The organism is Microcoleus sp. CAWBG27 (assembly GCF_020883145.1).
Lineage (GTDB): Bacteria > Cyanobacteriota > Cyanobacteriia > Cyanobacteriales > Microcoleaceae > Microcoleus.
This window is the reverse complement of record NZ_JAHREU010000020.1, coordinates 1-19,360: the sequence shown is the minus strand read 5'-3', so window position 1 is coordinate 19,360 and position 19,360 is coordinate 1. Positions and strand designations below refer to the sequence as shown.

Below are 19,360 nucleotides of genomic sequence, written 5' to 3'. Positions count from 1 at the left end.
TCCTTCTTCCGACAGGTTCGTAGTGAAGACTTTAGTCCTTCTTCCGACAGGTTCGTAGTGAGGACTTTAGTCCTTCTTCAGTTTCGTAGTGAGGACTTTAGTCCTTCTTCCGACAAAGGAAAAAGGACTGAAGTCCTCACTACAAACTGGAATTTAGTCCTTCTTCCGACAAAGGAAAAAGGATTGAAGTCCTCACTACAAACTTAAGCTTAGTTAACTTAGTTATTTATCAAATATAGTCGTGGGAAATCAAACTTCTCATCCTTCAAGCCTCTCCAGCAACAACGATTCACCGGGAAATCGTCCCATCAAAATCATGCCCCTAGGCGACTCAATTACCGATGGATACTTCGTACCAGGAGGATATCGCATCGACTTACAGCCTGCAATGGAGAATCGAGGCTATGCTATTGAGTTTGTCGGTTCCCTAAGCAACGGCCCCGAAACCTTACTCTCTCAGCATCACGAGGGACATTCCGGTTGGCGGATCGAAGAAATTTGCGATCGAGTTGCTGATTGGCTGCAAACCTTCCAACCGGATATTATTTTGCTCCTCATCGGCACCAATAATATCGCACAATTGCATCAAGTGGAAACTGCAAGCTATTACCTCAACCAATTACTCGATCGCATTTTTCAAACAGCACCCAATGTCAAACTCTTTCTCGCTTCAATTCCGCCGATGTCTGAACCCACCTTAAATCAGCGAGTTATACAATACAATCAAAAGAGCGAGGACTTAGTCAAGGAAAAACAACAAGCAGGGAAGCCCATAGATTTTGTTGATTTATATAAGATCCTCAGCCTAGACGATCTCCCCGATGGCGTTCATCCCAACCGAGAAGGATTTCGGAAAATGGCTGGTGCTCTGGAAGCTTGTCTGTCAGCGCACCTAAGTTAACCAATTCCCGATGCTGGATGAGACTCAGTTTACAATCGTCGCTTTCGCATCATAAAGTGTCGGATGTGACTACTAAAAGAAGTCATAAATAATATGTCAGGATATCTAAAAATATTACAAAAATAGTATAATGAATATATCTACTCTAACCCAATAATACCGAATCATGCTCGCAGAAGCAAACGCCACAGTCTGGCCTAGTCTAATTACTGTTTCAGCATTAATTCTCTATTTCATTGTTACCATCAACGTCGGCAGAGCCAGATTCAAATACAAAGTTTCTCCCCCGCAGATGACCGGAAACCCGGACTTTGAACGAGTGTTGCGAGTTCAGCAAAATACCTTAGAGCAAATGATTCTATTTTTGCCCTCGCTATGGCTGTTTTCGCAATTTGTCAGCCCACTTTGGGCCGCCGGTATCGGTGCAGTTTGGATAATTGGACGCATTTTGTTTGCTTGGGGTTACTATCAAGCTGCCGAAAAACGAGCGGCAGGATTTGGCATTAGTACCTTAGCCACTTTAGCTCTGTTGGGCGGTTCCTTAATTGGCACAATCATGTCGCTGCTGAAAGTTTCACAGCTATAATTGATATTAGTAGGGTGCGCCTCGCGCACCTTTTTATGTAAATCTAACTCTTTCAATCTCGTTCAGGATTAAATATGTCAGAAACAAATAAACCCGTATTTCAAATTAACCAGCAACTTTTTCAACAGCTTACCGAGTGGCAAGAAAAACTCGCACTAGAAGATGAATTAGCCAGCGAGTCAGAAGAAGAAAAACAAATAGAGGTAAAAAGTCCTCCCGATAGTGATGAACAGCATTCTCAAACAAATAATTCCTAGCTGGTGGCTAGCAGCATCCTTGGCATTTCCGGCTGCTGTCTCGGCTCAATCGGTGACACCAAGCCAAATTCAGCAAATCAATAGCGGTTTGTTTCGTTCTAACTCTCAAGATTTCTTTCAGCAAGGAAACCGCCAAATAGAAAGGGAAATCGCAGCTTTGTTGCGAAAAAATACCACTTCCCAAGATAAGATTCTGGAGATTGATGAAAAATTGCTTTCTGAGCTTTGTGACGAAGATTTTCAAGTGTCCTCGCGGTATTTTGATAATTTTAATTGGGTTCAGGCTAGCAGTTTGAATCGAAAATTAAAAGAGATTTGCAGACAAAAATAACATAACAATGCTATCATATCCGGTCAATGACCATCATAAAAACGGCTCGCACGTGCAGAGTTAAGTTGGTACGTGCGAACTAATCTGATTGAGGTTAATCGCTCGGACACGATATGAGGTCAAGATTAAAGTGTTGGCGTTAATGGATAAAGAAGTAATGACAAAATTGAAACTAGCTATGCTGGAAGCGGAAACGGTGGCTCAGTTGGCTGCGATTATTATTGATTACACTCATGAGGAAATGATGCTGGTTTTTCACGATCTTGAATGGGAACAGCAGGCTAGAATTAAGGATATTTGGAAGAGTGTTTGAGGGCTGGCGCATTTAGGACTAAGGATCGCAAATTAAATAATTTACACTCTTGAAAGTGGGATGGGCGTCCCGCCCGTTCTTTCATGACGGGCGGGACGCCCCTCCCACAATAACCATCAAGTTTTACAGCCTTTCTCAACAAGGTAAGGTATGCGTGATAGCTTGTATAACCGCTTAGACTAAGAGGGCTGAAGCCCAACAACATACCTCATCTTTCTGAGAACCGCTATAAGTTATTTAATTGTCATTTCTAAGCTAGGGATTCGAGACACAATTGACGGAAATGATCGCCGCGCTGCTCGAAGCTTTGGTATTGATCGAAGCTGGCGCAGGCTGGCGAAAGCAGTACGACTTTAGCTTTGTTTTGTTTGCCTAATTCTGCGGCTCTGGGAATTGCTCTTTCCATTGTTTCGACGATTTCCCAAGCGTTATAATTTGCTTGTTCCAGCCGATCGCTAAAAATGCCCGCTGCATCCCCAATTAACAGCACTGCAACAGCCTTCGCCTTAATTGTATCAATCCAAGCGCGATCGTCGCCCTCTTTGGGATCGCCACCCGCAATCAAAATCGCCGGCGCGCTGACAGCAGCTAACCCGACTTGCGCCGCATCGTAATTAGTCGCTTTGCTGTCGTTGATGAAATCTATGCCTTCCCAGGTGCGGATGTGTTCGAGGCGGTGCGCCACTCCGGGGAATTTCGCGATCGCCCGGGCGATCGCACTTTGATCTATCCCCGCCAAATTAGCCGCCGCCACAGCCATCAACAAATTTTGCAAATTGTGTTCGCCCACCATCCGCAAAGACTCAGCAGGCAAAATTTTATCGCCTTGAGCGATTACCCAACCGTCTTCGATGTAGGCTCCAAAACTGCGTTTTCCCAACAATTCTTTTTCACCTTTGACACTCGTCCAACACGCATCCGGCCAAATGTCAACTCCTTGCTGCCGCAAACCAGGATCGTCACCGTTGATGATTTGCAATTCCGAATTTTTTAGCAAATGGGCTTTAATGTTGTAGTAATTTTCTAAAGTTTTGTGGCGGCTGAGGTGATCCGGCGTCAAAGTCGTCAAAACTCCGATGCGCGGCGCTACAGACGGCGATGATTCTATCTGATAGCTGCTGATTTCTGCGATTACCCAATCCGGCGGTTTCTCGGCTAAAGCTAATTCGCACGCAGCATAGCCAATGTTGCCGCAAGCGGGAGCATAAAGCCCTGCTTCGGCAAAAATCGCAGCAATTAAAGCAGTAGTTGTAGTTTTGCCGTTAGTACCAGTAATTGCTACCCAAGGAGATTTGAGATAGCGCCACGCGAGAGCCATTTCTCCGATGGTTTCAATTCCCAATTCTCGGGCGCGTACTAATGCTGGAATATCCCAAGGAACGCCCGGACTTACTACTACTAATTCTATGGATTTGTCAGGTTCAAAAGATTTACCTAACTCTAGGTTGATGCCTTCGTTAGCTAGTTGCTGTTGTTGTTCGAGCAAGTTTGGGGAAGATGAGCGATCGCTCAGCGTTACTTCCCATCCTTCGCGTTTGAGCAGTCTGGCGGCGGCAATTCCTGATTTTCCTAATCCAATTATATGAGCGATCGGCATAAGTTATGTGATGGAGCGAATTTCTCTGGTTTTATAAGTTTATATCTTAACCTTGCATGAATTTTTGCCTATTGGCCATTATGCTTAATTTACGAAAAAAGGTATGTTGTTGCGCTTAAGCGCTCTTATTTATATAGATGAAAGAGCGCTGAAGCGCAACTACGTACCTCGTCTAAAATCGATTGACGATCGCCCTAAAGTCAGCCAACACCCGCTATATAAGAAAGAGCGCTGAAGCGCAACAACGTACCTTTATGTATGAAAGAGCGCTGAAGCGCAACTACGTACCTCGTCTAAAATCGATTGACGATCGCCCCAAAGTCTGCCAACACCCGCGCGTGATTCCGCAACAAACCCAGTAAATTCAAGCGATTGCGCTTAATTTCAGGGTCGGGATCCATCACCAAAACGCTTTCTGGGCCGTCAAAAAAGCTGCTTACAGCGGGAGCAATCTCAGTCAAACTGTCTACCAACTGTTGGTAATTCCGAGTTTGCTTCGATAGCAGAGTTTGCGGCACTAACTGCACCACAGCATCGTAAAAAGCTTGTTCGGAAGACTTTTGAAATAACTCGGGTTTCACTGCCGTTTTCGGTTCCAATTCTACCTTATCCAAATCACCTTGAGCCGCCAAACGAGTGGAACGGTTGACTGTTTCGTAAATCAGATCCAAAGTCTTGTCATTGCGGATTTGTTGCAGGAAAATTGCTCTTTCCAGCGCGTCCAACAAATCTCTCAATGCTCGTTCAGTATATTCTGGGTCGTTTTCTCCCAAAACAGCATTCACTAAATCGTAATCTACGTTATTTTCTTCTTGCAACAAGGTGCGAATTCTTTGCAGGAAAAACTCGTATAATTGCGATAGCAACTCCGCCGATGTTTGGGGGCGCACCGCGGTAAATTCTGCGACAACTTCTGCAAGTAGTTGGTGCAAATTGATTGGTAACTGAGCCGCCCAAATAATGTTAGTTATTGCATTGGCTGCGCGGCGCAGGGCGAAGGGATCGGAGGAACCACTCGGCAGCATTCCCAAGCCGAAGATGCTGACTAATGTATCTAATTTATCGGCGATTGCGACAACTTGACCTGTGAGAGTTTGCGGCAAATTATCGCCCGCACCTTTGGGCAAATAATGCTCAAAAATTGCTGTGGCTACGGCTTCCGGTTCGCCGCAGGCTAAGGCGTATTTCTGCCCCATGATTCCTTGCATTTCGGGAAATTCGTAAACCATTTGGGTTACGAGGTCGGCTTTGCAAAGCAATGCTGCTCTTTCTATGTAAGCTTGTTCTGCTGCTGTGATTTGCAGTTGCTTGGTGATGAGAGAGGCAATCTTGCACAGTCGATCGACCTTTGCGCGCACTGTCCCCAAATCTTCCTGGAAAGTGACCGTCTCCAACTTTGGCAAATAATCCTCTAGAGGCTTTACCAAGTCTGCTTTGTAGAAAAACTGACCGTCTGCCAATCTCGCCCGCACGACTCGCTCGTTACCTGCGGCAATTATCGCCGATTTTGCCGGATCGCCGTTGGAAATTGTAATGAAATAGGGGAGGAGTTCGGGGAATTCTGGGCTTTTGAGAATTGGAAAATAGCGCTGGTTGGTGACGATAATTGTGGTGATTACTTCCGGCGGTAACATCAAAAAACCGTCGTCAAATTTGCCGACTACGGCGTTGGGCCATTCTACTAAGTCGGTAACTTCTTCTAACAAATCTTCGGTAATGTCGGCGTAACCGCCTTGTTTGGTGGCGGCGGCTTCTACTTGTGCTTGAATTTGGATTTTGCGCTGCGTGCGATCGACTTCCACGCCAGCAGCTCGCAGACACTCGACATAATTCTCGGCTTGCGGAATCGAAACCCCCTCCTTACCAGGGGTGTACAACACCCGATGTCCTTGGGAAATGCGATCGCTCTCGACGGTATCCGAGCCGCTCACTAAGGTAATTGGGAGTACAGTATCATCAAACAGTGCCACGATCGATCGAATCGGGCGCGGAAACTTCAAATCTCCGTCAGCCCACCGCATAAATCTTTTGCCTTCTAACTTATTAATCCACTGCGGCACAAGTTCGACCAAAATATCCGCCGTCATCCGCCCCGGAATCTGTTTGAGAACAAACACAAAATCGCCTTTATCGGTAGCGCGAACTTCCAAAGCATCGATTTCTACGCCTTGTTTTTTCGCAAAACCTTCGGCTGCTTTCGTAGGTTTGCCATCTTTAAAAGCCGAACTTGCGGGCGGCCCTTTTACCTCTTCTTCTCTGTCTAATTGCTTGAGTGGCAGTCCTTTAACAAGAACGGCCAAACGTCTCGGAGTTGCGTATACATTAATTGAGTTATTTGTCAAAGATTGTTCTGCCAGAGTTGCAGGTACGAGTTCCTGCCACTGTTGGACGCTACCTGCAACAAAAGATGCGGGCAATTCTTCGGTACCGAGTTCTAATAAAAAGTTAGGCATATAACATAGTTAGGTAGTTTTGTCAATAGGCAATTCATTTGCCCGTTCAATCATTACAAAAATTAGCGATCGGCAATCAAAAAAAGCCTGGAATGGCGATCGCGATAACATTACAGAATGATTTTACTGGTGTGGAACTCTAATTAGATTCAAAAAAGAGTCAAATGACCAGCATACCACGTAAAATCGGGGTGAAAGACAATAGCTCAACACCTCATGACTTTGGCGGAAAGACTGGCACAAGATTGGAAGGCGCGACTGGAACAAGATTGTCCGCAGGAGAGTTCTAGCACTCGCGAGAGTGTTGTCCGCTGGCTGTTGGGAGACAAGCCAGAAAGATTTGACTCTCTCAATCCGACTCAACTCGCTGTTGCTTCTGGGGCGATCGACTTTTTATATCGAATTTTGCAGCAGCGGTATCTAGGAGTAGCGCCAGAAAGAGCTTACCGCAACTTGATCGGGCGCCTGGGCGGTTTGGTGGTGCTCCGACAAAAAATCCAAGCGTGGGTTTCGTTGAGTCGCGACAGACAGCGCAGTGCGGTAGAGGTACTGCAAGAAGTGATTCAGGAAATGCTGAATTCCGATCGCTACCTCCAGCAGCAAGTCGCCTGGATTGCCGAATGCACAACAGATAAACGCTTGCGAAATGCTTTGCTGCTAGCGAGCACAGAAGAATACTGCTTGCGGCCGATTCGCAACCAGCCGCTGCTGGTGTACCGCTTCGTCAACTACCTGCGGCGTTCCCAGCGGGGCGGGTTGACGCAAGTCCCGGCGGGAGATTGGGTGCGGCTGGTGTCGGAACAGGTTCTACCTGACGATACAGACGAACCGCTCAGCCTGCTAGACGAACAGGCGATGTCGGATTATCGAGAACATCAAGCTTGGGAAGAACGGCAAACTCAGCGGCAGATTGTCCAACAAGAATTTGAGAATTACTTGACTGCTGAAGTCGATCCGCTGGCTTCGCGATGGCTGCGGCTTTACCTGCAAGGCCGTTCCCAAGAGGCAATTGCTGAGGATTTGAAGGTGCCGGTCAAACAAATTTACCGCTTGCGAGAAAAAGTCAGTTACCACGCGATTCGGGTGTTTGCGGTCAAACAAGCACCAGAATTAGTTGCTAACTGGCTGGAAATTTCGCTCCAAGAACACAGTTTGGGCTTGACTCCCGCCCAGTGGCAGCAATATTTACAAGATCTCACGCCGGTGCAGCGACAGTTGATAGAATCGCTCAAAGCAGGGAGAAGTGTAGAGACGATCGCCTCTGAATTAAAGTTAAAAACCAATCAAGTCATCGGCGAGTGGAGCAAACTCTATTTAGTAGCTCAATCCCTCCGAAACGAGTAGATTGTTCAACAGTTGACCTGGGACAATTGACCGCTTGACAGTTTGATAGCGACCTCTACCTCGAAGTTCGAGGATTGGAGTAATGAATAGCCCGATCTTAATTTCTCCCGATCGGGTGGGCGGGCTTTCAACCAATTCTTTTTGGTAATGAGTGGCAGGCAATTGCTAATTGTTAATTGGCGGTAGGAATTTTCCGAATTCGCGCTACAAATCAATTCCCCAACAGCCGCGCTGGTGCTGCGAGTTTCTCCGTGGAAACCGCGATCGATCGTTCGATCGCGATCGAATCAGGTAATATCGATCGGGATATCGCAACTGCTACCGCGATCCACCCAAAAACGGATACCGTCCCACGTACTTAAATCGTGCTGATCCCCAAATTTTAGACCAAAGATCCACATCCCAGATTCATCTAAAGGAGTCAATCTAAAATCTAAAATCTAAAATTGACGGACGATCGCGATCGGGGATGCTCACCGTGAACTCCGTGGAGTAAGATATTAGAAGGACGATCGCATGAATCAGGATTTTTGAACCAATCCTCAATTCAGCAGTTACCGAAAAGCGAGAGGAAAGCCCCTGACTTCAGGCATGGGGATGAACTCGATTGCGACGACCGTCGCCTAGAATCTTCAGATTGCCCTTGTCTATTAATTATTTTTGCGCTATAGTAGTTAGCGTAAGACCAAGTAAATCGATGCTAGTTTTTGAGTTCAAAACCTACGGAAAGTTAGAGCAGTTCGCAGCTATTGACGAGGCAATTCGTACTGTGCAGTTTATTCGGAATAAGTGCATTCGCTTGTGGATGGACGATCCGAAAACAGGAAAGTACGATTTGAGCAAACAAAGTGCGGTATTGGCTCGCGAGTTTTCGTTTGCGGACAAACTCAATTCAACTGCTCGTCAAGCAGCGACAGAGCGTGCTTGGTCGGCAATCTCGCGTTTTTATGACAACTGCAAAGCCAAGGTTTCTGGAAAAAAAGGATACCCAAAATTCCAGAAAGATAATCGCTCGGTTGAATATAAAGCATCGGGATGGAAACTAGCTGACGATCGCAAATCGATAACGTTCACCGATAAAAATGGGATTGGTAGATTAAAAATGAAAGGCACTCGTGACCTGAATTTCTATCAACCAGACCAGATTAAACGGGTGAGATTAGTAAAGCGTGCGGATGGCTACTACGTTCAATTCTGCATCCAAATAGAGCGAGAAGAAAAGATAGAACCAACTCATAAAACTATCGGTTTAGATGTTGGGTTAGAGTCTTTTTATACCGATTCGTTGGGCGACAAGGTTGAAAACCCTCGGTTTTACCGAACTGGTGAACAAAAAATGAAACGGTCGCAAAGACTTGTTTCTCGCAAAGTCAAAGGCTCTAACAATAGACGTAAAGCTAGAGTAAAATTAGCTAGAGTTCACCTCAAAATAAGTAGGCAACGCAAAGACCATGCTATCAAATTGGCGCGGTGCGTAATCACATCTAACGATGTAGTAGTCTACGAAGATTTGCGGATCAAAAATCTGGTTAAAAATCATTGTCTAGCTAAGTCAATTAATGACGCTGGATGGTATCAATTTCGAGTTTGGCTAGAGTATTTTGGTAAGGTATTTAAACGGGCAACTATTGCGGTGAATCCTGCCTACACGTCCCAAGAATGCTCTAGCTGTGGATCCATTGTGAAAAAGTCATTGTCTGCGCGCACTCATATTTGTCAATGCGGCTGTAAGTTAGATCGCGACCACAACGCTGGTATTAACATCCTTAACTTAGGATTGGGTACGGTAGGGCATACCGGAACCTTTGCGCTTGACGCAAGCAACGCTTCTGGAGAATCGACCTCTATTCTAGTTGGTGCAAACCTACTTGGGTAAGTTGGCTCGCTGAGAGAAGAATCCCCCGCATTCATGCGCGGGGAGTGTCAACCGTCAATCATCGGTTGTGGTGTATCTATCATACTTGGGCATTAAGATAGAATTTGATCTTTGCCAGCCACGGGAATCAATCTGGGGCGATCGATGATATTTCGTCGATAGTGCGCCCGCCATCATCTAGTTGTCAATCCTTCTGTATAATTTGAAACTGGAATACAGCATAGAGAAAATTCTGAGACTCAAGATTTTTCTTTCATCAAATCTTCCGGTTTTGATATGAATACCTCCGTCAGGGAAGTTGCAGGGTTGAATTTTATAAATAAGGTTGGCGCGGCGCGATCGATCGCGCTTCCGACTACAGAGAAGCTAATGGTACATACATCTTCAACAGACTCGGCGACTACAATGGACTCCGATCGAATATTTCAACTAATCGATACAGTTGTTCCCTTTGAAGCTTGCCTTTACTATCAAGTTTTGCCTTTATCTCTAGAAGGCAATCTATTTAAATTGGGCGTAGTCGATGTGCAAGATGACTCCGCTTTGGACTACGTGCAGCGGATTTTAGCATACATGAATTGCTCGGTGACAACGGAGCAAATTGCCCCGGAAACTCAGCGTTCGATGCTCTCAGCTTACTTGCTCCACGGGAACCAAGTCAGAGAACCCAGCCTGACAGAAACCACACCAGCCCCAACACCGATACCAGCCCCAACACCAATAAATCCCGCACCAACAACATCAAGCTCCGAAGCAGACACCCTGCTGTCTGTACCCCAACCCTCCATTCGGGTTCCCGAGGGGTTGAAACCTCCCGATGCTCAGGTTTTGCTGACGCCGACAGAACTTTCGGTTTTGGATGTCGAGGCCGTGCACTTGTCAAGCCCCGTCGAAGTTTTGGCAACTTTACCCGCGCCCCAACTGCTGCAAGAATTGCTCGGTAGAGTGCTCGTAGACGGTATCGGTAGGCTGTTTTTTGAGAGACACCAGTCCCAAGGTAGGATTCTTTGGAGTCAAGACGGCGTTTTGAAATCGATCCTCGAAGGTCTCTCTCCCTTCCTGTTTCAAGAAGTCATCGACGAGTTGAAACGGCTGACAGATATGCCTGTTTCCCCAGTGGAACATCCCAAACAAGTCGAAGTAGAACGCATCTATGGAAAAACTCATTTGCTGTTGCGCTTGCGAGTAATGCCCGTGGGCGGCAAGGAAGAGGCCACGCTGCAAGTCTTGCGGGGAGCAGCGTTGAGGTTTTACCAGCAGCAGCAATTGTCTACTCTGAGTCGAGATGCGCTGCAACTGGCCAAAGAATTGCAGCGGAAAGTGAATCAAATTCGCGATCGTACTCGGCTTTCTCCTTTACCTTTGGAAGGTTTACCCGCTTTGGAACAAGTTGTCAGAAATGTTGACGACCAACTTGAAGCTTTGATGCAGGCACAGAATCCCGAGGACTTCTAATTAGAAATAGTTGTAAGTTTTGAAATTTCTTTAACTCAAATCTAGCCCGATCAAATAAATAACAATAATTAGGTTGGTAGTGAGGACTTTAGTCCTTCCTCATCGAACTGAAGAAGGACTAAAGTCCTCACTACCAACCTATAATCATAATAATTAGGTTCGTAGTGAGGACTTTAGTCCTTCCCGATCCAAATCTGAAGAAGGACTAAAGTCCTCACTACCAACCTATGTGAGTGCAGTTGTGCGATCGCACCTAAGATGAACCGTGCTCGAAAATCTTATCGTACTGCAACAAATCCAAAGTTACAAAAACTGGCAAACACCCAAAACATTGCTGTGCAACTTCCCAGCGTTCCTCTCGCTGCAACATAGCAGTCAACTTTTGTTTAGCGCCCAGCAAATATCGGACATCGTTAGCAGCGTAGCTCAATTGGTCATCAGAAAGATGCTCAGAATTTCCCCAATCCGAACTTTGAGAAGTTTTATTGAGTTCTACTTTTTCCAACTCTTGGATTAACTCTTTAAGTCCGTGTCTGTTAGTATAAGTTCTGGCTAACTTGCTAGCTATTTTTGTGCAGAAAACAGGTGCAATGTCAATACTTAAATTGTAACGCATTGTTGCCAGATCGAAGCGCGCAAAGTGAAATACCTTCTCAATATTTTCAGCTTCCATGAGCTTTTTCAAATTTGGCGCCGCCGTCTGGCCTTTAGCAATCCGCACCGCCGCCACTTTACCTTGCGGATCGCACAACTGTACTAAACACAGGCGATCGCGCCAGGGCATCAAACCCATTGTTTCAGTATCAACGGCGATCGCCTCCGCCGTCAAATAATAAGATAGCAGAGCATCGGAGATATCGCGATCGCACACTTGAAAATCTGGAAATTCCATCATTGAGAATTGGTAATTGGGCGGAGCGTAGCGGAGGGATTGGCCAAACAGGGCATTGGGCATTGGGCATTGGTACAAATAACCAATAACAAATAACCAATAACAAATAACCAACTATCGACTGCGAACAAAAAGCTGAGTAAAATAATACTCCCCTTTGGCATTTTTGGCAATCGCAATACCAGTTAAATTAAATTGACTCTCGATATTCTTGCGGTGGCCCTCACTTTTAATCCAACCCTCAACAGCATTGCGAACCGGGTCGCTGTAGCCAAAATTGTAAGCAACATTTTCAGCTACACTTTGATAGGGAACAGTAATTGCTTTCGCCCGCCCTTCAAATCCATCGTGGCTAAATTTAACTTTCCCACTCGCCATATTTTCGCTGTGAATTCTGGCTATCTGACTAATTCGCGGATCGACAGTTAGCGGCGGCAACTTTTTCGAGGCTCGATATTGATTGATCTGTTGGTTAACAGCTTTTTCTAACTCAGCAATTGAACTCGTGGCAGCAATATTAGTATTCATGGAAGTTTCTGGGAGCGATCGCGCAGGAATGGACTCGGCACAATTAGGCAGGATTGTCAACAATCCTAAGGACATCAAAACCAAAGCTCTGGACATGAACTATTAGCGACAAATAAAGTTAATTGTTACCCAATACGATTCAATTAGACCTGCTTTCATTGGGCTTCAAGAAAGCAATCACGAAGACTGGGATGCCTCTCAATTAGGTGAGGTACTGAGCAATTACATTCTTATACCAATTTAATGGGTCGTTGCACATATCCCGATCCCCCTCGCATCCCCCTTTCCAAGGGGGACGAAAGAATTCTTGCTCCCCGTTGGAAAGGGGGCTGGGGGGATCGAATTCTACGGGGCCTCATAAAAAATTAGTATTAACTGAACCGTATTGAATTGTTACCAGAAAGAATTGGTTGAAAGCCTCTCCTTTTGAGGGAAAAATTAAAATCAGACTATTCATTACTCCAATCCTATTCCTTCTAAGTAGAGGTAGCTGTCAACTGTCAACTGTCAACTGTCAACTGTCAAAAGATTCCTACAGTGCGATCGCCCGAAATTCCGGTAAACTAGATATTCAGAACCTTCGCTACAGTGTTCACATCTTTGTCACCGCGTCCCGAACAGTTGAGGACAATGCGCGGACTGCCGGTTAGCTGCGGGCACAGAGTCTCCAAATAGGCGATCGCGTGAGCAGTTTCCAAAGCCGGAATAATCCCCTCCAACTGCGAAAGACGCTGAAAAGCATCCAAAGCTTGCTGGTCAGTTACACTATAATATTCAGCCCTACCAGCATCCTTCAAATAACTGTGTTCCGGCCCCACACCAGGATAATCCAAACCCGCACTAATCGAATGCGGCTCAATCACTTGACCCTCATTATCTTGCAACAAATAACTCATCGCTCCGTGCAGAACACCCACAGTTCCCTTCGTCAAAGTAGCAGCGTGTTTATCAGTATCCACACCTTCTCCCGCCGCTTCAACACCTATCAACCGCACAGTTTCTTCCCCAACAAACTCATGGAAAAGACCCATAGCATTAGAACCACCGCCGACGCAAGCTAATAAAATATCCGGCAAACCGTTCCATTTTTCTAGACACTGACTGCGAGTTTCTTGACCGATAATCGCATGGAAATCCCGCACGATCATCGGGTAAGGATGGGGCCCTGCAACCGAACCAAGAATGTAATGAGTTGTTTCGACATTTGTTACCCAATCGCGAATCGCTTCTGAAGTTGCATCTTTCAGCGTTCCAGTACCAGCAGAAACACCGCGAACTTCCGCTCCCATCAAGCGCATTCTGAATACATTTAAAGCTTGTCTTTCCATGTCATGAACGCCCATGTAGACAACGCATTGTATGCCGAAGCGAGCGCAAACTGTGGCCGTAGCAACACCATGTTGTCCGGCTCCAGTTTCAGCAATTACGCGCTTTTTGCCCATGCGTTTTGCTAACAATGCTTGAGCCAAAGCATTGTTAATTTTGTGAGCTCCGGTGTGGTTTAAATCTTCACGTTTGAGGTAAATTTGCGCGCCAGTACCGTCTGGTTTAGCATAATGCTCCGTGAGGCGTTCGGCAAAATACAAAGGGCTGGGGCGGCCGACATAATCCTTAAGTAATCCTTGAAGTTGCTGTTGAAACTCGGGCTCGCTGCGGTATTTGTGAAAAGCAGCTTCGAGTTCAAATAAAGCCGGCATCAGGGTTTCGGGGACATATTTGCCGCCGAATTTGCCAAATCTGCCGAGGGAGTCGGGGCGTTGGGCGGTTTCGGTGGTTTCGGTGGTGAGACGCAGGGGAGTGACTGTCACGGACTTTGTGGGGATAATGGGACAGATTTTATTATATCCAGTAGATGGGGCTACGGGCGATCGGGTAATTTTGCGATGGCTGCCAAAAATCGCTAGGATGGCGGAAGTTCGTCGGAGCCTTCGAGATATTGCCCTGTAAGGGTTTCAGGGATTTTTTCTGTAGATGAGAGGTTGTTTGTACAGAGATTTTTGGGAGTCCTCGCAAATGGCCTCTGGACACGTTGCGCTGTATGGGGTTTATAATCGAGGGATCCCCACTCGCTGGGGAAACTAATTGAATGGAAACTAGGATCTCCCGACCTTTACTTTTGGTAGGTTGACCTGTTCCCGCTCGTTGGGGAAACTAATTGAATGGAAACTTCGTAATGGTGAACAATTATGAATTCAAATCAGCAGTTTCTGCAAAATTTATACGATGCTTTTAACAAACGCGAAATTGAAACAATCATCTCGTTGATGCGCCCAGACGTGAAATGGGCGAACGGAGTGGAAGGCGGTTTCGTTTATGGACGCGATGCGGTGCGCGAATATTGGACAAATCAATTTAAGGATATTCAACCGGAGCTTGAAACGTTAAAATTTGAGACTGACGAAAACAATCGGAACATTGTCACCGTTCATCAAATTATTAAAGATTTGCAAGGCAATGTGCTTGCGGATGCAACAATTCATCAAATTTTTACCATTGAGGATGGTCTGATTTGTCTTTATGAAATTGGCGAAACCGAAACAATAGAGGAGATGATTCAAAAGACAAAAAGTTCCAACTAGCAATGATGTCCTTGGGCGGGGGCGGGTTTTACAAATAATATTTAATGCCAAGAAACAATCTACATAAACCCGCCCCCTTATGCAATATGTTAAATTTATTGAAGAACGCAACAGTTGGCTCATTCAATCGTAGTAAACTAAAAGCGTAGACCTACAATTCTCACTTCCTTTAGTTATTGTTACACAACAGGAAACCAAAATCGTGGATATCGACATTCGTTATAAACCTTCTTTTGCCACAATCTTTCTGACTCTCGAACCTGGAGAAAGCATTATTGCTGAATCAGGAGCGATGATAGCAATGGATGCAGCACTCACGATGAAAACAGAATTTAATGGAGGTTTTTTGTCAGGTGTATTGAAAAAGTTTTTTGGTGGTGAATCGCTGTTCGTCAATCGATTTATCAATCCAACACGGCAGTCTCTCCAAGTCGTTCTTTCTCAATCGACAATCGGAGATATTGCCGAAGCTCAAGTCTACGAAAATAACCTGTGCTTTCAACCCGGTGCTTATATTGCCAGTACCCCCGATATCAAATTAGGTGTGCGCTGGGCTGGATTTGCCAGTTGGTTTTCGGGAGAAGGCTTATTTAAATTGCAAGCAAGCGGACAGGGAACAGTATTTTTTGGTGCCTATGGTGGTTTGACTAGCAAGCAAATCAATGGAGACTTCATTGTCGATACAGGGCATTTAGTAGCTTACGAATCGGGAATGAAAATGTCGATAAAAATGGCAGGTGGATTATTAGGTTCGATTACATCCGGGGAAGGGTTTGTAAATAAAGTCACTGGCAAGGGAACGATTTACTTGCAATCGAGAAGTATCGAAGGTTTAGTGCAGTTTTTATCAACTAAAGTTTGAGTTGCGAGCGAATATATCCATTACCTACTACCAAATATGAAAATTGAACTTTTACAACAACCCGACAGCACAATCGCCCGTGTCACTCTAAATGCAGGTGAAGAAATCGTTGCCGAGGCAGGTGCAATGGTGGCAATGAGTGGCAATGTACAAGCAAGTACGACATTGCGCCAGGGCAAAGGTGGCGGTATTCTCGGCGGACTCAAACGAATGATTGCCGGAGAGTCGCTATTTTTAAGTGTTTTTCGATCGCCAACACCCGAAAATACATTGTTTTTAGCACCCAAAATGTTGGGCGATATGCTGCACTATCAAATGGGGAAAAGTGGCTTAGTAGTACAAGCAGGTTCTTATTTAGCTAGCACACCAGATGTTAATATTGACTTGGGTTTTCAAGGCTTCAAATCGATATTTTCTGGAGAAAGTATCTTCTGGCTAGATATGGGGGGTCAAGGAGATGTACTATTGAGTTCCTTTGGCGCAATTTACGAAGTTCCAGTCAAAGGAGAATACATTGTTGATACAGGTCATATTGTCGCCTTTGAGAAAAGTTTAAAGTTTGAAATTACTAAGCCCCCAGGAAGTAGTTGGGTGAGTGCATTTCTCGGTGGAGAAGGTTTAGTTTGTCGATTTAAAGGTAACGGTCGCCTGTTCTGTCAAACCCACAATACCACAGCATTCGGTCAAGCCGTCGGCACTCGTTTACCTCCCAGGTAAGCTGTGTTGTATCTAGATTGCCTATGATATTAGAGAGGAGAAGGGAAGAAGATTTGACGATTAAGGTGCGTCGCTATCTATAATCTGCAATTTTTATCTAAGATATCGCAGCGATGCACCCTACCAAACTATCAACTGCCAACTACCAACTACCAAATATCAATTTTATATGCCTAAAAACATCTCATATACAATCGAACATTCTCCATCCTATGCCCAACTAAAACTCAAAATTCCTGCCAACCAAACGGTGTTGGTAGAATCTTCGGGAATGGCAGCGATGGATAGTCACATCACCCTGAAATCAAAAGTCAAAGGAGGTTTGATGAAAGGCCTCACGCGAATGTTAGCAGGTGAGTCTTTGTTTATCAGCGAATTTACTTCACCGGAACGTTCTGGAATACTTTACGTTTCGCCTGGAGTTCCCGGCGATATTCAACATTATCACCTCGATGGCAATAGTTTGATGCTGCAATCTTCGGCTTTTGTGGCATCGAGTCCTACTGTAGATCTTGATACTAAGTTTCAGGGATTAAAAGGTTTCTTTAGTGGCGAATCATTGTTTTTTCTGAAAGCAACTGGACAAGGTGATATCTGGTTTAATTCCTATGGCGCAATTCTGGAAATTCCAGTCAATGGAAGTTATATCGTGGACACCGGTTATATCGTTGCTTTTGAGGATACGCTGAAGTATGATGTTGAAGTCCTGGGCGGACTATCCTGGAAAAATTTGAGAACGGGAATTTTAGGTGGAGAAGGCTTAGTTTGTCGTTTCAGTGGACAGGGGAAACTGTGGATACAGTCTCGCAATCTGTTTCCTTTGATTAATTTCTTAAATCCCTTCCGACCGACAAAGAACAATTAGTTGATAGGGGGTAGGCACGGGGGCACTACCCCTACAAATTTATCTGAATCATTTAAGATTGCTATACTATAGAATAATTAAAAAACATTATGACCGATCGCAATCCACCCACAAGCAACAGGCAACTGCTAACCTTATTAGGAATCTTTTTAGCTTTAGGATGTTTATTGCTTTGGGGAAGTCTCAAACTGGTAGATGGACTGATTTTATTAATTCCTCCCGAACTCGAACAGCGTTTGGGGGCGTTGGTTATCCCGGCTTACGAACGTCTTGCGGAATCTTCTCCAGCACAAGATACCCTGAATCAACTTCTCGATCGCCTGGAAACTAAATTACCTAAACAAAAAAATACCATCGATCGCAATTATCGCCTAATTTACATTCCCGATGATACTGTCAACGCGCTAGCCTTACCTGGAGACACAATTGTTGTTTATCGGGGTTTAATCAAGCAATTGGAATCGGAAAACGAGTTGATGATGATCTTAGGTCATGAGTTGGGTCATTTCGCCAATCGCGATCATTTGCGGGGAATTGGACGGGGATTGGCGTTACAATTTGTGGTAGCGGTGTTCGTAGGCGATGGAGGTGGGTTGGTAAATCTTGCTACTGCGATCGCTTCCAATTTAAGCAAAGCCCAATTTTCGCGCAGTCAGGAAGCCCAAGCCGATGAATTTGGCTTACAACTCTTGGTTTCCCATTACGGGCACGCGGCAGGTGCAGCAGACTTTTTCCAGCGATTAGGGCGACAATCTCGTTTAGATCTTGCTTTGTTATCAACTCATCCGGCACCGGGCGATCGCAGTTTAACCCTAACACAAACGATCGCCCAACGCCGCTATCCGATTCAAGAGCGATCGCCAGTACCCGCAACACTCAAAAGCAATCCATAATATCAGAGTCTCAACGAGCGATCGCAACCTTACCAGAAAGAATTGGTTGAAAGCCCGCCCGCCTTTGACGGACAAATTACGATCGGGCTATTCATTACTCCATTCATCTTCCTTCTAGCTAGAGGTCGCTCTCGAACGGTTAACTGTCAACTGTTGAAACCAATTCCCTAAAACTAGAAATACCCGTAAAAAAGTTCAGGCATTATAACATATGGCAGCATCCAAACGCAAAAATTCTGACAACAAAACAACTGACGGCAAACGAGTAGTTTACTCTGAGTTTGGCAACTACGAAAACTCGGCTGCTCTCGAACGAGGAACCCCGGAAGTTCCGTCAAATCAACAAACTTTGAAAGTAGAAGCATCCCGAAAAGGACGCGGTGGCAAAACAGTTACAGTCATCAGCGGATTTCAAGAAAAACCCGAAACCTTAGCAAATTTAGCGAAGCAGCTAAAAGCCCAATGCGGCACGGGCGGTACAGTTAAGGATAATGACATTGAAATTCAAGGCGAACACAAGCAAAAGCTCCTCGAACTCCTGACAAAATTGGGTTATAAAGCTAAAATTAGCGGAGGTTAATCTCAATTCTAAGTTCGCAGTCAAAAATTGAGTTACTCAGGGTCGATCGCGCGCATATCAAAGAAACCGGGTTTTTTTGCTGAATCGGCAGGTGGGAACCAGTATTTTCGCAAAAAAAAACCGGTTTCTAGGCCTCTCGTACATAAGTTCTATCCTTTTGATTTAGGATTGTGGAAGAACGGACTGAAGTCCGCACTACAAACAACTTCGGCGTTGCTGAGTTAGAGTATGAATAGGAGGAATAATTTATGCAATGCCCTGAATGTAAATCAACCCATATCCGTAAAAACGGCAAGAAGAAAGGAAAACAAAATCACATTTGTGTCCAATG

Annotated in this window: 21 protein-coding genes and 1 pseudogene; 17 read left to right on the top strand and 5 right to left on the bottom strand. The window is 45.2% G+C overall.

The genetic code is table 11. The features are described from left to right. Positions 1 to 241: 241 nt before the first annotated feature. The 5 genes from QZ938_RS13740 (at position 242) to QZ938_RS13720 (ending at position 2,388) form a co-directional block, all read left to right on the top strand. Positions 242 to 901, top strand: a complete 660-nt coding sequence (locus tag QZ938_RS13740) for an SGNH/GDSL hydrolase family protein (RefSeq protein WP_293152178.1) — start codon at positions 242 to 244, stop codon at positions 899 to 901. A 166-nt stretch (positions 902 to 1,067) separates the two neighbouring features. Continuing rightward, entirely contained in the window at positions 1,068 to 1,487 is a 420-nt protein-coding gene (locus QZ938_RS13735; RefSeq protein ID WP_293152175.1) for an MAPEG family protein, read from the top strand. Between the two features lie 74 nt (positions 1,488 to 1,561). Then, positions 1,562 to 1,744 (top strand): hypothetical protein, encoded by a 183-nt coding sequence (locus QZ938_RS13730; RefSeq protein WP_293152172.1) that lies wholly within the window; start codon positions 1,562 to 1,564, stop codon positions 1,742 to 1,744. Next, positions 1,713 to 2,075 carry a hypothetical protein gene (locus tag QZ938_RS13725; RefSeq protein ID WP_293152169.1) on the top strand — a complete coding sequence of 121 codons (363 nt, stop codon included), beginning with the start codon at positions 1,713 to 1,715 and terminating at the stop codon, positions 2,073 to 2,075. Before QZ938_RS13730 ends, QZ938_RS13725 begins: the two co-directional genes overlap by 32 nt. Positions 2,076 to 2,232: 157 nt before the next feature. Beyond that, positions 2,233 to 2,388 (top strand): hypothetical protein, encoded by a 156-nt coding sequence (locus QZ938_RS13720; RefSeq protein WP_293352029.1) that lies wholly within the window; start codon positions 2,233 to 2,235, stop codon positions 2,386 to 2,388. 250 nt (positions 2,389 to 2,638) lie between these two features. Here the strand turns inward: QZ938_RS13720 and murD are convergent, their stop codons facing one another. Then, positions 2,639 to 3,985 (bottom strand): UDP-N-acetylmuramoyl-L-alanine--D-glutamate ligase, encoded by a 1,347-nt coding sequence (gene murD / locus QZ938_RS13715; RefSeq protein WP_293352027.1) that lies wholly within the window; start codon positions 3,983 to 3,985, stop codon positions 2,639 to 2,641. 293 nt (positions 3,986 to 4,278) lie between these two features. Beyond that, entirely contained in the window at positions 4,279 to 6,438 is a 2,160-nt protein-coding gene (glyS, locus tag QZ938_RS13710; protein WP_293352025.1) for a glycine--tRNA ligase subunit beta, read from the bottom strand. A gap of 216 nt (positions 6,439 to 6,654) precedes the next feature. On the opposite strand from glyS, the gene QZ938_RS13705 reads away from it, so the two are divergent. From QZ938_RS13705 to QZ938_RS13690, 4 genes are all read left to right on the top strand, one after another. After that, entirely contained in the window at positions 6,655 to 7,782 is a 1,128-nt protein-coding gene (locus QZ938_RS13705; protein ID WP_293352023.1) for a HetZ-related protein 2, read from the top strand. Between the two features lie 176 nt (positions 7,783 to 7,958). After that, positions 7,959 to 8,144 (top strand): hypothetical protein, encoded by a 186-nt coding sequence (locus QZ938_RS13700; protein WP_293352021.1) that lies wholly within the window; start codon positions 7,959 to 7,961, stop codon positions 8,142 to 8,144. Positions 8,145 to 8,479: 335 nt separating this feature from the next. Beyond that, positions 8,480 to 9,658: a transposase gene (locus tag QZ938_RS13695; protein ID WP_293352019.1), complete on the top strand. Its 1,179-nt coding sequence runs from the start codon at positions 8,480 to 8,482 to the stop codon at positions 9,656 to 9,658. 276 nt (positions 9,659 to 9,934) lie between these two features. Then, positions 9,935 to 11,113, top strand: a complete 1,179-nt coding sequence (locus QZ938_RS13690; protein WP_363318839.1) for a hypothetical protein — start codon at positions 9,935 to 9,937, stop codon at positions 11,111 to 11,113. Positions 11,114 to 11,366: 253 nt separating this feature from the next. On the opposite strand, the gene QZ938_RS13685 is transcribed toward QZ938_RS13690, so the two are convergent. The 3 genes from QZ938_RS13685 to trpB all read right to left on the bottom strand — a co-directional run bounded on the left by QZ938_RS13685 (position 11,367) and on the right by trpB (position 14,341). Then, positions 11,367 to 12,005, bottom strand: coding sequence for a ribonuclease D (locus QZ938_RS13685; RefSeq protein WP_293152241.1), 639 nt, complete (start codon positions 12,003 to 12,005; stop codon positions 11,367 to 11,369). A 114-nt stretch (positions 12,006 to 12,119) separates the two neighbouring features. Then, entirely contained in the window at positions 12,120 to 12,629 is a 510-nt protein-coding gene (locus QZ938_RS13680; protein ID WP_293152145.1) for a CAP domain-containing protein, read from the bottom strand. A gap of 467 nt (positions 12,630 to 13,096) precedes the next feature. Beyond that, the gene (gene trpB, locus QZ938_RS13675) at positions 13,097 to 14,341 is read right to left on the bottom strand and encodes a tryptophan synthase subunit beta (RefSeq protein ID WP_293152142.1); all 1,245 of its coding nucleotides are present in this window, start codon (positions 14,339 to 14,341) and stop codon (positions 13,097 to 13,099) included. Between trpB and QZ938_RS13670 the strand changes: the two genes are divergently transcribed. From QZ938_RS13670 to QZ938_RS13635, 8 genes and pseudogenes are all read left to right on the top strand, one after another. Further along, positions 14,331 to 14,480 (top strand): hypothetical protein, encoded by a 150-nt coding sequence (locus tag QZ938_RS13670; RefSeq protein WP_293352017.1) that lies wholly within the window; start codon positions 14,331 to 14,333, stop codon positions 14,478 to 14,480. The genes trpB and QZ938_RS13670 overlap by 11 nt on opposite strands. A gap of 239 nt (positions 14,481 to 14,719) precedes the next feature. Further along, a complete protein-coding gene (locus QZ938_RS13665; protein WP_293152137.1) occupies positions 14,720 to 15,112 on the top strand; it encodes a nuclear transport factor 2 family protein in 393 nt (130 codons plus the stop codon). 202 nt (positions 15,113 to 15,314) lie between these two features. Beyond that, on the top strand, positions 15,315 to 15,974 hold the full coding sequence (locus tag QZ938_RS13660) for a TIGR00266 family protein (RefSeq protein WP_293338784.1): 660 nt from the start codon (positions 15,315 to 15,317) through the stop codon (positions 15,972 to 15,974). A gap of 36 nt (positions 15,975 to 16,010) precedes the next feature. Then, complete coding sequence (locus QZ938_RS13655; protein ID WP_293352015.1) at positions 16,011 to 16,691, top strand: TIGR00266 family protein; 681 nt, start codon at positions 16,011 to 16,013, stop codon at positions 16,689 to 16,691. 169 nt (positions 16,692 to 16,860) lie between these two features. Next, entirely contained in the window at positions 16,861 to 17,556 is a 696-nt protein-coding gene (locus tag QZ938_RS13650) for a TIGR00266 family protein (RefSeq protein ID WP_293152129.1), read from the top strand. An 89-nt stretch (positions 17,557 to 17,645) separates the two neighbouring features. Beyond that, positions 17,646 to 18,449 carry a M48 family metallopeptidase gene (locus QZ938_RS13645; RefSeq protein ID WP_293152127.1) on the top strand — a complete coding sequence of 268 codons (804 nt, stop codon included), beginning with the start codon at positions 17,646 to 17,648 and terminating at the stop codon, positions 18,447 to 18,449. Between the two features lie 211 nt (positions 18,450 to 18,660). Continuing rightward, positions 18,661 to 19,029: a translation initiation factor gene (locus QZ938_RS13640; RefSeq protein ID WP_293152125.1), complete on the top strand. Its 369-nt coding sequence runs from the start codon at positions 18,661 to 18,663 to the stop codon at positions 19,027 to 19,029. A gap of 248 nt (positions 19,030 to 19,277) precedes the next feature. Beyond that, positions 19,278 to 19,360 (top strand): annotated as a pseudogene (locus QZ938_RS13635) (IS1 family transposase); the annotation flags it as partial.

Bases quoted from the DNA above. Each gene is read 5' to 3' on its own strand.
- QZ938_RS13665 (WP_293152137.1), top strand. From the start codon at position 14,720: ATGAATTCAAATCAGCAGTTTCTGCAAAATTTATACGATGCTTTTAAC.
- QZ938_RS13680 (WP_293152145.1), bottom strand. From the start codon at position 12,629: ATGTCCAGAGCTTTGGTTTTGATGTCCTTAGGATTGTTGACAATCCTG.
- QZ938_RS13685 (WP_293152241.1), bottom strand. From the start codon at position 12,005: ATGGAATTTCCAGATTTTCAAGTGTGCGATCGCGATATCTCCGATGCT.
- QZ938_RS13690 (WP_363318839.1), top strand. From the start codon at position 9,935: ATGAATACCTCCGTCAGGGAAGTTGCAGGGTTGAATTTTATAAATAAG.
- QZ938_RS13645 (WP_293152127.1), top strand. From the start codon at position 17,646: ATGACCGATCGCAATCCACCCACAAGCAACAGGCAACTGCTAACCTTA.
- QZ938_RS13725 (WP_293152169.1), top strand. From the start codon at position 1,713: ATGAACAGCATTCTCAAACAAATAATTCCTAGCTGGTGGCTAGCAGCA.
- QZ938_RS13640 (WP_293152125.1), top strand. From the start codon at position 18,661: ATGGCAGCATCCAAACGCAAAAATTCTGACAACAAAACAACTGACGGC.
- QZ938_RS13735 (WP_293152175.1), top strand. From the start codon at position 1,068: ATGCTCGCAGAAGCAAACGCCACAGTCTGGCCTAGTCTAATTACTGTT.
- glyS (WP_293352025.1), bottom strand. From the start codon at position 6,438: ATGCCTAACTTTTTATTAGAACTCGGTACCGAAGAATTGCCCGCATCT.
- QZ938_RS13720 (WP_293352029.1), top strand. From the start codon at position 2,233: ATGACAAAATTGAAACTAGCTATGCTGGAAGCGGAAACGGTGGCTCAG.
- murD (WP_293352027.1), bottom strand. From the start codon at position 3,985: ATGCCGATCGCTCATATAATTGGATTAGGAAAATCAGGAATTGCCGCC.
- QZ938_RS13705 (WP_293352023.1), top strand. From the start codon at position 6,655: ATGACTTTGGCGGAAAGACTGGCACAAGATTGGAAGGCGCGACTGGAA.
- QZ938_RS13650 (WP_293152129.1), top strand. From the start codon at position 16,861: ATGCCTAAAAACATCTCATATACAATCGAACATTCTCCATCCTATGCC.
- QZ938_RS13655 (WP_293352015.1), top strand. From the start codon at position 16,011: ATGAAAATTGAACTTTTACAACAACCCGACAGCACAATCGCCCGTGTC.
- QZ938_RS13695 (WP_293352019.1), top strand. From the start codon at position 8,480: ATGCTAGTTTTTGAGTTCAAAACCTACGGAAAGTTAGAGCAGTTCGCA.
- QZ938_RS13730 (WP_293152172.1), top strand. From the start codon at position 1,562: ATGTCAGAAACAAATAAACCCGTATTTCAAATTAACCAGCAACTTTTT.